Origin of the sequence: Segatella salivae DSM 15606, from assembly GCF_000185845.1 — a bacterium.
Taxonomy (GTDB): Bacteria; Bacteroidota; Bacteroidia; order Bacteroidales; family Bacteroidaceae; genus Prevotella; species Prevotella salivae.
Window position 1 is genome coordinate 1 of sequence record NZ_GL629647.1, and the last position, 14,217, is coordinate 14,217.

At 41.0% G+C, this 14,217-nt stretch carries 11 protein-coding genes and 1 tRNA gene; all 12 read right to left on the reverse strand.

Annotated features, from left to right (window positions below; all coding sequences use genetic code 11):
- Positions 1-30: 30 nt before the first annotated feature.
- Positions 31-1,305 (reverse strand): PcfJ domain-containing protein, encoded by a 1,275-nt coding sequence (locus tag HMPREF9420_RS00005; RefSeq protein ID WP_044078621.1) that lies wholly within the window; start codon positions 1,303-1,305, stop codon positions 31-33.
- A gap of 4 nt (positions 1,306-1,309) precedes the next feature.
- Positions 1,310-1,729, reverse strand: a complete 420-nt coding sequence (locus HMPREF9420_RS00010; RefSeq protein WP_007133296.1) for a PcfK-like family protein — start codon at positions 1,727-1,729, stop codon at positions 1,310-1,312.
- Positions 1,730-1,734: 5 nt separating this feature from the next.
- Positions 1,735-2,166 carry a hypothetical protein gene (locus tag HMPREF9420_RS00015; protein WP_007133297.1) on the reverse strand — a complete coding sequence of 144 codons (432 nt, stop codon included), beginning with the start codon at positions 2,164-2,166 and terminating at the stop codon, positions 1,735-1,737.
- Between the two features lie 351 nt (positions 2,167-2,517).
- Positions 2,518-2,865 (reverse strand): hypothetical protein, encoded by a 348-nt coding sequence (locus tag HMPREF9420_RS00020; protein ID WP_044078974.1) that lies wholly within the window; start codon positions 2,863-2,865, stop codon positions 2,518-2,520.
- Positions 2,866-3,003: 138 nt separating this feature from the next.
- A complete protein-coding gene (locus HMPREF9420_RS00025; protein ID WP_007133299.1) occupies positions 3,004-3,471 on the reverse strand; it encodes a DUF1896 domain-containing protein in 468 nt (155 codons plus the stop codon).
- A gap of 25 nt (positions 3,472-3,496) precedes the next feature.
- The gene (locus HMPREF9420_RS00030) at positions 3,497-4,729 is read right to left on the reverse strand and encodes a site-specific integrase (protein WP_007133300.1); all 1,233 of its coding nucleotides are present in this window, start codon (positions 4,727-4,729) and stop codon (positions 3,497-3,499) included.
- Between the two features lie 312 nt (positions 4,730-5,041).
- Positions 5,042-5,126: transfer RNA gene (locus tag HMPREF9420_RS00035), tRNA-Ser, on the reverse strand.
- Positions 5,127-5,292: 166 nt separating this feature from the next.
- Positions 5,293-7,698 carry a TonB-dependent receptor gene (locus HMPREF9420_RS00040; RefSeq protein ID WP_007133303.1) on the reverse strand — a complete coding sequence of 802 codons (2,406 nt, stop codon included), beginning with the start codon at positions 7,696-7,698 and terminating at the stop codon, positions 5,293-5,295.
- 79 nt (positions 7,699-7,777) lie between these two features.
- The gene (locus HMPREF9420_RS00045; protein WP_007133304.1) at positions 7,778-8,533 is read right to left on the reverse strand and encodes a copper homeostasis protein CutC; all 756 of its coding nucleotides are present in this window, start codon (positions 8,531-8,533) and stop codon (positions 7,778-7,780) included.
- Between the two features lie 9 nt (positions 8,534-8,542).
- Entirely contained in the window at positions 8,543-11,140 is a 2,598-nt protein-coding gene (locus HMPREF9420_RS00050) for a transglutaminase-like domain-containing protein (RefSeq protein ID WP_007133305.1), read from the reverse strand.
- A 137-nt stretch (positions 11,141-11,277) separates the two neighbouring features.
- Complete coding sequence (locus tag HMPREF9420_RS00055; protein ID WP_007133306.1) at positions 11,278-11,859, reverse strand: DNA-3-methyladenine glycosylase I; 582 nt, start codon at positions 11,857-11,859, stop codon at positions 11,278-11,280.
- A 427-nt stretch (positions 11,860-12,286) separates the two neighbouring features.
- On the reverse strand, positions 12,287-14,217 hold a 1,931-nt coding region (locus HMPREF9420_RS00060; protein WP_007133307.1), incomplete at its 5' end, for a KUP/HAK/KT family potassium transporter.

Here is a 14,217-nt window from a genome sequence, read left to right on the forward strand (position 1 = left end):
CATAGCTCTGATAATTTAATGGTTCATACTTTATGCTGTAGCTTTCATTCTTCGGCTTATAAGACCTCGATTGGCATTGACAAGGTTTATTATCTGCTCGTGATATTCTGTATTCTTGTTGCACACCCCACGACTTTGCACCACCTCCAAAGTTCTTAATGATACTTCAATGGTCTCTATCCGCTTGCCTTCAATGGTAGCCGAAAGGATAAGGGAGTCCTCCTTGAGATAATAGGCGTTGGAAAACACACAATGGTGCATTGATACACCTTCTTCTAAATGTTCCTGCACGCTCTCTAATACGTGGACTTGAATAGTGCCGTCCGTGAAACAGATACCGAAAAACTTGGATTTGAGTTCCTTGAAACGTTTTTCATCTTCCATAGCCTTCTGCTGCTTCTGTTCTATCTCTTCCCTTTCACGCACTCTGAGAAGTTCCTCGTGCCTGCGGTCGTGTTCGGCTTTAAGGTCTGTGGGGCATAAATATTTTGGATTATGAATATCCTTACCTAATCTTCTAAGTGTATCTACATAATCATTCCAAAGAGAAATGTCTGCTATCTCATAGCCGTTACGGACTGCTATCTTGTAGGACTGCCATAGTTCCTCAAAAGTCCTCCTGTTACCAAGAAAGTAACGTAAGTGGTCTGTGCGACCTGCTTTTAACAATGTTTCCACACGGCTGTCTGTAAGCAATGCAGGAATAAGCTGGGTAGGCACGATGCCATAGAAATTATCCTTAAAACCATTTCTGCGAAGTATGTCTGTAACCTTGAACTTCGGATATATCGGTGAGTAGGCAATATGCTGATAGGCTTCATTATCGTTGCGTATTGCCATAGGACTATAATAGGAAAAGGTATCAACATAGTGTCCCAATACTCTCTGTATGGCAACCACAGTTTTTCGTCCCTGCATATTCCACCAATATTGCCCAATCTCAATTATGGAGGTCTGAGCTTTGTAACCTTTCTCCATACCCACGATAAGTAGGAACATACGTAATACTTGAAACTCTCCGCAAGTGGTAAGTAGGGTGAAATACTGCTTCTGATGCAACTTGCGCTCGTATGTTTCCTTGACCTGCAACTTTGCCCTGCAATGAGGGCAAGTGCAAGTTTCTCTATGTTTGTTCATTATCCAACTATGCCCACAATCCATACAAGTGGTGCGACCTTTGGGCAGTCGGTAGGCGAAGTGGTCTATGCACTCACGGAATGCCCACTTACTTTGTGTCTTGGTTATCGGGCGAAGATACTTGCTTTGTTCCAAAACTGCCTTTTCAAATTTGTTTCTCGGTTTCATAGGCTTAAAAATCAAATAGTGATGGTTGTACTTGGGTTGCTACGTTCTCGGTTTTTTTCACTCGTGCGTTACGGCTCTGTATCTTGGCAAGTTCCTCACGCTGATATTGCTTAATGGCTTCCTGCCTTGCTTCGGCTTTTTCTTCCTCTGTGAGTTCTACAACGTGATTAACGGCTACTTGGCAAGAAACAGCCTTGCCGACCTCTATATCGTCCTCATCATAGTAGTGAACAGCCATAGAGAAGATTTCATCATCATCAAAGCCGTTACAACCGCTTTTCTGCACTTCATTAAGAATGTAGGTGATGCACTCTTCGATATTCTTGTTCGGCTTCATCAAGTTAGGGGCAAACAAGGGGTCTGTTATAGCACGCTGATTGAGATACTCGGCTATTGTCCGTGTGAAATGTTCTGTTCCTTTCATATTGCTTAGTATTTAGGGATTTCTACTATTTGATTGATGCGCCCATATAGGTAGGCTCTTAGGCTTGTTCTGTCGGGTGTGTAATACTCTGTCCATTGTCCGTACTGATTGACAAGGTATTTCTTCAGTACATCAAAGAAGTCAAAGCGATAACCCATTAGTGGAACGGCTGTACGGAAGTAGGTATTGGTGTTCACCGTTTCGGCAAGCCAATTCTTTTCCTCACGGCTCATTCGCTCACCACGATTGAGTTTCACACGCAGGATATATACTTTGCTGTTACAAAGGCTCTCCAAAGGGGGAACGTCCCATTGTACAAACTTAATTGCCAACACTTGCTCACTTTTTCCAACCACAGGATTAATGCGGTAATGAGAGGAGGAGCTATATCCTTTTCTGTTCATCGAAGATGTTGTATTTACTTTTTGCTTATCCATAGCGACATTTTTTTATGCGTCCAAAGATCGGAGTATGCTGATTCCTTTTTGTAGCAAAAAAGAGGTAGCGGGGCAGGCTTACACAAGGTTTTGGCGGAAAATACAACCCGTAGGTGTGGAGATTTTCCAGACAAACCAAGCGGTATAGACCTTTTGAAAGCCACAAGCCTCGTACTACCTTTGCGGATAAAAAGGGAACAGCATCCGTCTTCTTCATTTCGCATATTGTGGAGCATTGGAAAGGAAGCGAAAGTGCAACGCTCGTAGTGGAAAATAGAAAAGGTGGCTATCTCAATATGCGAGATAACCACCTAATGAAATAACATGAAAGGTATTACAGAGCCGTGCTTCTCAAAGCACGAAAAGCAGGATGGCACAGAGAATTGCCAGCCAGAAGAGAATGCTCAGCAGCGTAATTGTCACTTTTAGAATTACCCTGACTATAAAGCGTAGTATCAGAAAACCTGCAATGACAGAAACGGCAGTTACGACTTGCGGCGTTACAATCTTTGAGATAAGCCAAATGGCACCGATAACGACGGAAAGCAGGATAGCGAGTTCAATGAAGCGTGTCCAACCGAAACGGCGGACTTGCTTGAGAGAAGTCGGCTGCAGCTTGATATTATCGCTTTTGTTCGATGCGTCTGCCTTGATGAAGGCAGGTGTGTGGACATCTTGATTCATGATGATTGTATTCATATCGGAGCTTTTTATAGTTTCAAGAGTAATAACAAGATACTCTTCCACACAAAGCCAAGTGTTTGTAAAACTATTGGTGTGTGGAGAAGAGTGGTTATCTTGGCTCTTGAAACTACAAAAGCTCCCGATGGTGTTACATCAAGTCATGTTCTCACTATCGACGGTTGGCAGGCCATTAACCTCTATAAGCAGAACGATTGTCCCTGTCAGTTCGGTGTAGAGTTTCTCATACTCTGGACTCGCCCCAAAGTCGTCTGTCAGTTCATACTTGTCGAAAACGCTTTGCACAGCCTTATTCTTCAGAAGCATTGGTGTTAGTCTTTCAGGAAGAGGAGAAGGGAGTTCTTTCTCGAACTCATTCTCTAAGACAGATACAAGCGTGTCATACTTGGAAAAGTGCAAACCCTGGTATAAGACTTCACTTGCCATTGTCTCAGCTTCGGGATGCGAGAAGCCCTGTGCCACTGCATCACAATAGGTAGTAAGGGATTCATCTGCTCTTGCCGTTATGAATGGGTTGTCACTCATCATTTCTGGGAAATGCTCACTGAGGTAGTTCTCTAACTTCAAACGGAAGTAGGAAAGCTCTTTCTTTGTTGTTGTCATAATCTTCTTGGTTTAGGATTGTACATTATTTTGAGTTGATGCCCATAGCAACTTTGAACTTGTCTAACTTGCCAGCCAACTGTTCCATATCGTGTTCTATTTTCTTATTGGTAATGCGAGCATAAATTTGTGTCGTTTTAATGTTGGTATGCCCCAACATCTTAGACACACTTTCCATAGGAACGCCCTTGCTGAGCGACATGGTCGCAAATGTATGCCGGGCAAGATGGAAGGTCAGATTCTTCTTGACACCGCAAAGGTCGGCAATTTCTTTTAAATATGCGTTGGTTTTTTGATTCGTTAGGATGGGAAATAGTTTGCCGTCCCGATAGGTCTTATGACTGTACTTGGCTATGATACTTCTGGGAATATCGAGAAGCAACACATTGGTTTCCACGCTTGTTTTCTGCCTCTTGGTCATAATCCACTGCTTATCATCAAGTGTTACGATATTGTCCGGTCTGAGATTGGAAACATCAATATATGCTAGACCTGTGAAACATGAAAAGATGAAAACATCCCTTACTAACTCCAAGCGTTGAATAGCAAGTTCCTTGTTGGCTATCTTCATAATTTCCTCATCCGTGAGAAAACCACGATTAACTGGCTCCAAGTGAAAACGATGATTGAGGAAGGGGTCGTGAAGAAGATAACCACGTTTTTGCGCATAGATGGTTACGGTCTTGAGTGCCTTCATTTTCTTGACAGACGTGTTGTAAGCGCAGCCTGCCACCGTGCTCAGATACAACTCAAAATCCTGTACCACGGATGGCGTGAACTCTGTGAGTCCTATATCCTTCCTTCCATATTTATGGATAAGGAACTCTGAGAAATGTCTTCTCAAAACACTGTACTTTTGTAGGCTGTCTTTGCTGATGGTGTGTCCGACGCGTTGCCTGATGTCTTCGTTGAATCTGTCGAATACAGGGAGGAAAGTTGTATACTCCCTGTCTTTTCCCACAAAATAAGATCGGATTTTCTCCAATGACATGGAGGAGTCGTCCTCAAATTTGTGATAGATGTTATTCAGTGTAACAGAAATAGAGTCCAATGCGGCATTGGCGGATAAAGCTTCAGCCGTCCGACCTTTGAGCCGACTTGTGGCATTATTCCATACTATCTTGTCCACGAAGATTTTCGTAGATCCAAAATTTGACATCTCTCCGTTAAGGAATACACGGAGCATTACAGGCGACTTTCCTTCTTTGTTCTCATAGTTTGAGCGTAGGTAGAAGGATACCTTGAAATTTGTTCTCATAATGCATCATTCTTTTGTGTAGCACTCGGCTGCAAAGTTAATATATAACATACTGAAACAGAAAGAATTGATGCCTTCAATTTGGTATTCAAAATCCCGTCACTGCTACATTTTTTGCTGCTACAATTTTTGTGTAGCAGTTTATGTAGCAGAAATTGACCGAATGATGACTGTCAAAATATAGGGTTATGCCGTCAGGCAATGAAGGTATATACAAAGAAAAATCGTTGTAAAACCTTGATTTTACAACGATTATCTAATTTTTGAAGGCTAAAATGAAGACCCTTGTGAAGACCTTTTAAAGCCTATTAGCGGAGAGAGAGGGATTCGAACCCCCGGTGCCTCTCAGCACGACGGTTTTCAAGACCGTTGTAATCGACCACTCTACCATCTCTCCAATGGATAGTAACCAAATGCTTTATTGTAAAAGCGATGCAAAGGTAATAACTATTTTTGAGATAACCAAATGTTTTGAAAACTTTTTTGAAGTTTCTTTAATTTGTTTTCTAAGGAATAGAATTCTGCGTTTTATAATAATGTCCGATGAGATACTTATGGTATCCTTATAATCTGTCTAATTCTTTAATACTTTTCTCCACTTTATTGAGTTTCTGTTTACCAAAGCTATAGCTAAGGCGTAGGATGATTTTACGACTTTCTCCATATCCCCATGACGAGAGATTTAGGGCATTTTTCACTCCATAACTATCCCAACGCTCTGTATGTAAGACATCGGTCATCAGTATTGAAAGCCGGACGCAACCATCAGACCAACTCTTGTTAAGGCCTAAATCAATGCTCCCTGTGGACATACTCACTTCATAACTCCCTCCTTGTCGCTTTGAATAGTATCGTCCGGAGAGTTCAAAGTTTATCCCCCAAGGCAGGAGAATGTTACTATTTGCAGAGAAAGAACATGATGGACGCTTATATTCTTGTTTATAATTCTCATAATCCAACTTATTCACAAAGTAGTAAATTCCTATATTCGTACTAAAATTCCACCAAGAATTTAGATGTTTAGAGAACGTTGCTTCCAGTCCAATTTGTTGTTGTGTTCCAATGTTTTTCGTTGTCATTATAGTCTTGTTGCTCTCAAAAGCGTCTGTAAGTGAAGCGAAATAGTCATTGAGTTTATTATAGTATAAGTTGAAGGACAAACTTTTCCGCGTATAGTTCAACGTTATTTTGTTACTAATCTGCGGCTTGAGGAAAGGATTTCCTTTCCAATAGGAGAGTTCATCAAGCAAATATTCAAAGGGATTAAGATCTTCATATCGTGGCTTATCTTGCCTTCTACTATATAAAAGGGCTAATTTATTCTTGTCATTGATAGTATAAGATACAGCCATGTTGGGGAATAAACGCAATTCTTTTCTGTTGTTTTCTTCTATTTTATGATTGCTATAAGCGCTTAATTTATTAAAGGTATACATATATTCTATACGCAAACCAGCACTAAATTCCAATTTATTCCAAGTATGAGTATATTGCGTGTAGCCTTCAATATTATGTTCGTTGTACTCAAATTTATTTGAACGTTGTAGGTCTATCGTCTCATTTCTCTTGAAAAGAAAGGTGTTGTTACTTTTGATAAGCGAAGTCTTAATACCCATCAGCCACTCACTCTGTGCATTAGGATTACACTTATAATCAGCTAACAAGGCATAAATGTCAATGTCTTTATCTGGTTGAGAATAAAACAAATCTGAACGAATAAGCGTATTTGTTGGTGAAAAATAAGTGTTAGGCTGTTCGCATTGGGCTTTACCGTCAAAGTGGGTCCAGTCTGCCGAAAGTGCTAACTGCTTTTTTTCTGAGGGTTGGTATAGATAGTTCGCACTATTACTATATCGAATCGTTTTCTGTTTTAGATACTCGTTGCGAGCTTTTAAGATACAATCCAATACTGAAGTCCCTTGATAAACTCCTGTTGTTGTCTCTGTTAAGCCTGGGCCAACAAGCAGGTTCATCGTACTATTCAATGATAATTTGTTCTTCAGATTGGGCTGCCAAGTAAAGTCAAAGCCTGTTGAATATGTATTTCTTTTATCAGTATCCTTTGTTTCTGACAAACTTTTATCTCCATTTTGAATCTTCTCATAGCCATAATCCATGGCATGATGCCCTATACTATGATTGTAGTTTAGTCCTAATTGCCATTTGTTTGTGTTATAAGATAATGTGATATCAGAGTTTTGTTTTACGTTTTCCCAATAGGCAATGCTATGTGAAGTAGTTAGGAAAATGCCTGATTTCTCTGTCGTTTTCAGAATGATATTGATAATGCCTCCAGCCCCTTCTGTTCCATAATATGCATTTGGATTGGGAGAGATCTCTATCTTAGAGATTCTTGATGAGGGTAGGGTACGCAAGTAAGCTGACAGCTCTTCACCTTGCAACATAAGTTTCTTTCCATTGACATATATGGCAGTTCCTCCGAGTGATGACAGGGAAATGTCGCCCTTATTATTTACAGAAATACCTGGAGAATGCTTCAAAACATCCAGTGCATCTCCTATATCTGTGAGATAAGTTTGTGCCACATTAATCTGTGTTTTCCCATTAGACGAACTTATCATTGGTTGAGATTTACGTGCTGTTATGACAACATTTTTCAAGATAATATCGTCTGGTTCTAATTGCAAATCGGGAATATCCATATCTTCATGGATAGTAATTTCCCTTTTTATCTCTTTGTAGCCGAGCATCCTTACACATAGAAGGAACGTGCCTTTCCGTGGTTGTAATGAGAACATTCCTTTGCTGTCGGTGAGTGTTGTTGCCGAAAGAATACTATCTGGTTGGGTAAAAAGCATGACAATTGCAGCTTCGGCTCCTTGGTTATGCTCGTCTATAACTCTTCCATTCACTATGTTTTGTGCACTCACGGATAAAGCATAGCCCACCATTAAATATAACAATAGTAGGGATTTCTGTGCTTTGTTCCATCTCTTAGGCTTCATCATATTGTTTATGTGAATCTATGGATATAATGGTTGGCTTGCTTTGATAATCTGTTTATATATTTCTTACATAGTGTTCTGCTTAATCTCGAAGCGCATGTATTGTTTTTCTCACCCGATTTATCGTTGTTTCAAAAATCGTATCCTCATCAAAGTCCGCATTACCCATAAATACTGAGGGATTAGAATACTTCATTTGACTTTTCTTAGGCTCACGAGCTGAAAAGTGAAAAGCACGGACGCCAGTCTCCTTCTGAATCTTTTTAATATTGTTTTCATTTACACCACAGCCAGCCATAATGATGATTCGGTCTCCCACAACATTGTTTAATTGATGGAGTAGGGGAATACCCATCTCTGCAGTAGCCTGTTGTCCTGAGGTTAACACCCTGTTGAAGCCTAATGAAATCACTGATTCTATGTTTTTAAGTGGCTCTTTACAGCAATCGAATGCCCGATGAAATGTTGTGCTCATACCTGTTGCATGTTCTAATAAGAACCTATTGGCGCCGTTATCTACATCACCTTCCGCTGTTAAACAGCCAAATACAACTCCATCTACACCTATTTTACGACACAAATCGATATCCATGGCCATGCGTTCCAACTCTCTTTGGGTATAAAGAAAGTCTCCTCCACGATTACGAATAATGACATGCAACTTCGTTTCTCTAAGTAAATCCCTCGCCATTTGAATCTCTCCATACGAAGGAGTGGTTCCTCCTTCAGGGATTCCCATGCAAAGTTCAACGCGATCTGCGCCAGCTTGTTGAGCAGCAATACAGCTTTCAACGCTGTTGGCACAGATCTCAAATTCAAATTTGTTTGTCTCAATCATGTTTTATGCTTATAATTTACTGCTTGTTTTCACCAATTGTTCGCCTAATCCGATGGTATATCCTTGCGAAATGAATACCACTCGATTGAAGGTATCAGCGATAATGAATAATGGTAATTGGTTTTTATTCTGCAGTTTCATTTCTCTTACAATCTCCTTTTGAATGGCTCCATCTTTATCAATGCCGAAGATTGTTTTCTGAGGTAGGCTTCCAAATTCAGCCTTTTGGGTTTCAAATTTCTCTTTTTCGGCTTCGTTTGTGAATAACAATACCATTGGCCGCCCCCATTTTTCTAATTTTTCTTTCATCTTTACGATGTCATGTAGTGCATGGTTGGTAGGTTCTTGTCCTACGCCAAGAATGCCTAAAACATAATATCCTCGTCCGGTTTGGCTAAGAATTGAAACCTCTTTTCCGTCTTTTTCAAACAAATCTTCACTGTTGAAGTTACCAATCACCTTCACACCCTCGGTTTCTTGGCGAATAACAAGGTCTAAAACAGTTGTCTTTCCAGGATTAATGGTGAAGAAACATTTATGTGCCATCACGCTACCATCAGCCATTCTTTGTCCCGAAACCAACATATAGGTTCCTTCATCCAATGTAGCGCCTTTCTTAAAGATGTTTGCCCAGGTAGTGCCTCCGCCCATATCAACCTGTCCTTCATCAAAGTTCATGAGCCAAGTACGCCCATTTACAATCTTACTTATCGTGAAATGGGTGTAGTATTTTGGGTCATCTAAGTACTCTGTTGGTTTGTATTTTAAGACAAGTGTGCCTGTCTTTGCCACTTGTTCTGTAGCCGAATCGAAGTCTACATCTACCCAATTACCACCTTTTTTATATTGTAGTTTCCAGGTAACTGGGTCTATTCGTGCTTCAATTCCAAGGCTTCTTGCTACATCAACAAAGAAGATATCACGGCTACGAGCATCTGTAACTCGGCTTTCCCACACGCTGATTGGGGTTTGAGGAATCCTCATTGCATGAATGTCTGGATTCATTTTTATATTCTCTTTAATCCAAGTTACGAGCAAAGAAGGATTTTTTCTGAATGCTTCTGCCTCTTTATCAAACACTTTTGCAAAGTAGTTCTTGAACGGTTTCAATATTAACTCGCTTTCAACACGAGGCGAAAGTTGGTTACTTGGAGCACTCATGTTATCGTCTAATATGTACATTGGCATGTCGCGGAGATCCTTGTCACTTAGTGTACTCAATAGTTCTATGGCACGTTTGCGGTCAGTAGAGTGTTTCTCCACAAACGCTTTAATCGTTCTCCAGTTGCCACGTGCCTTGATAATATAAGGTGTTGCCTCTGGAATAGCATAGTCTTTCATGCTCTCTTGCGTAGGAAAGGTGGCGATATAATTATTGCGAATGGCGTCTTCTTCAGTCAAACGCTTATTGTTTTGCGCCCGTTCTGCTTCTGAAACTTCAGGTATTTGCACATTTTCTTTTGGGGGAACAATGTCTAAATTGCTATCTTTTCCCGGATGTTTCTCGTCATAAGAAAGTTTGATAGTGATGTTTTTATCTTTTCCAAAAGAGGCTTTTGCATAGCCATACTGCCCATTTTTAGATGCCCATACAAACATATCGCCTTTTCCGGCAGAAAGAAATGTCTGTCCATTCTTATTCGTATATTTAGAAGCGGCAGTGTAAAACTCTGCATAATTGTAGATTTTGAAGTCTACTCTTGCATCAGAAACGGGCTTGCCTTGTTTGTCAACAACCTTAAAATCAATTCTTCCCGTACTGCCATAATTGTCAATGAGATTGATTTCTGTAAAGTTGTTAGTGCGCAACATCACTTCTTCCGGACCTCTATAATCACCAAATGCACGTGTGTGCATCAGCATTGCACGTGATGCAGGAGCATTAAACCAGGCTAAATTCAACACGGGTTCGGGCTCACATGCACCGAGAAAATACCACTTTCCATCAGCCCACGCCTCGACCCAAGCATGATTATCGTCGGTGTGTGCCCAGCGGGGAGTGTACACTTGGCGTGCAGGTATACCAATAGCACGTAGTGCACTCACGGTGAATGTACTCTCTTCACCACATCGTCCGCGTCCAGTCAGGATAGATTGAAGCGGAGAAGAGGTTCGTGCATCAGAGGGTTCATAGGTTACTTTCTCGTGACACCAGTGGTTAACTTCCAAGATTGCGTCTTTCATCGACTTTCCTTTCACGCGCTCTTTTAATTCATTATAGAAGATAGCGCGTGAGCTATCTAAGGGTTCATTGTTTACACGCATCGGCAAAACAAAGTGCCTGAACAACAACTCTGGAATCTGTTTACCCCATGCAATCTCTTTTTGTGTGCGGAAAGCAGTCTGTACATTCTTGAGATGATAAGCCTTTGGATAGTCTGTTGCGTCTGCAATGGGCATGTAAGCATATAGGAACTTCAACGCTTCTTCCTCTTCTGGAGTGGCTTTCTGACCTTTATCTTCCCAATATTTCCAGCCAATGAGGTCCATCTTTTGTTTCCATGCAGCCTCTACTTTTTGCCTGAAAGCGGCATCTTTAATGAAGTGTTGTGCATGCACGGATAGTGAAATTGCAAGCAACAAAAGCGTAAACAGTTTCTTTTTCATAGTTAGGTGTTTAATAATAGGTGTGCTGTCAGGCGTAAAAGCGCCTCACAGTTTAAGTTAATTTCTTTTGCAATATTCGTGAAAAATATCGAAATATGCAAATCTTTTCAATGAATTTCTCGGCCCAAAGCTAACTTTTAATCCTTAGAATAGCGGAAACATGTGTGCTCATGGTCGTTGATTATGCCAATGGCTTGTAGGAAACTATAAATGATTATCGTTCCAACATATTTGAAACCACGCTTTTTTAAGTCTTTCGCAACATGGTCACTGAGCGTATTTCTCACGCAGGGATGTTGCTGATGTGAAGCATATTGTTTTGATTTTCCTTTCGTAAAGCTCCATATATAGGCATCAAACGAGCCGTATTCTTTGCGTACTTGGCAGAATGCACGAGCGTTTTCGACCATAGCTTTCACCTTTCGTTCGCTGTGAATCATTCCTTCTGTTGACAAAATCTGATCAATATCATCGGTCGAAAACGTGGCAACAACCTTGTAATCGAAGTTTGCAAAACAGGTGCGGAAAATCTCTTTTTTCTTCAACATCAGTAACCATGACAAACCACACGACATGGATTCCATCAGCAAATACATGAAAAGAAGGCTATCATCGTGTACAGGTACGCCCCATTCTTCGTCATGATATTGTTGTAAGAGGGGGTGACTGTTGGCCCAAGCGCAGCGTGTGAGGTCGTGGTTTGTTGGTTGTTGTTTCATGAATGTTGGTGTTTGAGATGATTTTGTTTTAAATTTTTCTTGATGATTGTATTGTTCTCGATAGCAAAGTTACAAAATATAGGGAACAAAATCAAGTGCTTGTACACAAAAAAGTGATAGAATTATTGTTGGCTTATTATGTGAACTTTGTGCGACTATCAATCTTTACCTCTTGTCTTTTGGGCGCTACGATTTTGAGATAAAGATTTGTAAATCTTCTTGTTTCTATGGAATCGCACTCTAATCTCAATCATTTTGCGCGATGTTTTCATTCATATTGACGCGCAAAATGATTGATTTTGTTTGGTGAAAATAACGCTTTGAAATCGCGATATTCAGCTTGCTGATTGATGGCCTCTAAAATAAGAGTGAATCATTGAAATGTATAAGGCAGATGGTTAAGCATAATGACGCTCACACCCTGCGTTTATTCACATCGTGTGATGCGTTGCTTGTATTTATTGTTGATGACAAATGGCACTCGCTCTACAGTTACATTACTCGTGTCTAAGCCTAAGGCTTGCTCGTCGTCGATACCGATGTGGCGGATGAAGCCAAAGAGATGTAGCATGAAATTGTCTGAAGCGCTCACGACTGTTGATGCATAATAGATGCGATGTAGAACGATAAAGCGGAAATCTCCGGCTATATTGTGCTTGCGAAGTGAGGGATAGCAGCTTCGAATATCAAAGCGATGTTGTGCAATGAGGTCTTCAACAATCTGGCGAAGATATAGTGTCATCAATGGATTTACACGATAACCTACGCGTATGTTGATGGCATATAATGTTTGTTCTATCAGCTCGTGGCACGTATAATTCAGTGTGTCGGGCGCATCATCATTGCTGAAATGCACTAAGAAATAATGGTCGGCGCGTTTAGGTTGCTTGTTGATGATAGAATAAATGAGCTTGTCTTCTACCATATCATCGCTGTCAGACTGCCGTATATAGACAAGATTTGTGGCATATTTAGGTATGGTTTCATCTGCCTTTAGGTCGCGAATGATGTCATAATAGTCTGAAAGTTTCTTGAATTTCAAGTATTTCCGTCGAATGTTCCATGCGCGATACCAGATATACATCGTGCTACCTGCGATGAGAGCCAACATGATTGTGAACCAACCTCCATGTGCAAACTTTGTGAGGTTTGCAAGGAAGAAGAAGCCTTCTATAAGGAGATAGACCAGCAAGAAGGCAATAACGAGCCAATGTGGGGTGAAGCGTTGTTTCAGATATACAGCCAACATAACCGTTGTTGTGAGCATGGTTATGGTGATGGATAGCCCGTAAGCAGCTTCCATGTGGGCTGAAGTTTGGAAGAGAAGTACGGTGATGATGCACAGAATATAAAGCAGATTATTAATTCGTGGGATATAGATTTGCCCCTTATCTACTGAAGGATACTTGAACTTCATCGTCGGCCAGAAGTTTAAATGGACTGCTTCGCTGAAGATAGTAAAGCATCCACTGATGAGCGCTTGACTGGCAATGATAGCTGCTCCGGTAGCCATGATGATACCAGGGATAAGTAACCAGTTGGGCATGATGGCGTAAAAAGGGTTGATTCCCGTGTGCATGGATGCAGAATGACTAACAATATATGCGCCTTGTCCCATGTAGTTGAGGATGAGCATGACTTTAACGAAGATCCAACTTATCGTGATATTGCGTCGTCCGCAGTGCCCAAGATCAGAGTAAAGTGCCTCAGCTCCTGTTGTACAAAGGAACACTGCACCGAGAATTAAGAACCATTCGGGGCTTGAAGCCAGTAGTTTTATGGCATAATATGGGTTGAATGCTTTGATGATATAGGGGTAATCCACGACGTGAATCATACCCAATATTCCCAAAAGTAAGAACCAAACCAACATGAATGGCCCAAAATAGGTGCCAATAGAGCCCGTTCCAAAGCGTTGAATAAAGAATACTGTTGAGATGATAAACAGCACAATAGGTACAATAGGAATATCCGTTGATAGCCCATGTAGTCCTTCTATTGCTGAGGTTACAGTGATTGCAGGCGTAATAACCCCATCAGCAATCAACGTACTTGCCCCAAGTATGGCCACAATAAATAGCCAACGGTAGCCTCGTTTGCGGATTAAGGTGAAGAGCGCAAGTACACCTCCCTCACCTTTATTATCGGCTCTGAGGGCTACAATCACATATTTCAGCGTCGTTTGAAGTGTTAATGTCCAAATAATACACGACACTGCACCCAAGATATAGTTAGCATCGAAGTGAGGATTAGCCCGCAATATGGTGCGCATGACATAGAGTGGGGACGTTCCAATGTCACCAAATACAATTCCGATTGCAATGAGCAGCCCCATGGCGGTAAGCTTTTTGTGCGTAG

Coding starts and splice junctions, on each gene's coding strand:
- HMPREF9420_RS00005 (WP_044078621.1), bottom strand. CDS start 1,305: ATGAAACCGAGAAACAAATTTGAAAAGGCAGTTTTGGAACAAAGCAAG.
- HMPREF9420_RS00010 (WP_007133296.1), bottom strand. CDS start 1,729: ATGAAAGGAACAGAACATTTCACACGGACAATAGCCGAGTATCTCAAT.
- HMPREF9420_RS00015 (WP_007133297.1), bottom strand. CDS start 2,166: ATGGATAAGCAAAAAGTAAATACAACATCTTCGATGAACAGAAAAGGA.
- HMPREF9420_RS00020 (WP_044078974.1), bottom strand. CDS start 2,865: ATGAATACAATCATCATGAATCAAGATGTCCACACACCTGCCTTCATC.
- HMPREF9420_RS00025 (WP_007133299.1), bottom strand. CDS start 3,471: ATGACAACAACAAAGAAAGAGCTTTCCTACTTCCGTTTGAAGTTAGAG.
- HMPREF9420_RS00030 (WP_007133300.1), bottom strand. CDS start 4,729: ATGAGAACAAATTTCAAGGTATCCTTCTACCTACGCTCAAACTATGAG.
- HMPREF9420_RS00040 (WP_007133303.1), bottom strand. CDS start 7,698: ATGATGAAGCCTAAGAGATGGAACAAAGCACAGAAATCCCTACTATTG.
- HMPREF9420_RS00045 (WP_007133304.1), bottom strand. CDS start 8,533: ATGATTGAGACAAACAAATTTGAATTTGAGATCTGTGCCAACAGCGTT.
- HMPREF9420_RS00050 (WP_007133305.1), bottom strand. CDS start 11,140: ATGAAAAAGAAACTGTTTACGCTTTTGTTGCTTGCAATTTCACTATCC.
- HMPREF9420_RS00055 (WP_007133306.1), bottom strand. CDS start 11,859: ATGAAACAACAACCAACAAACCACGACCTCACACGCTGCGCTTGGGCC.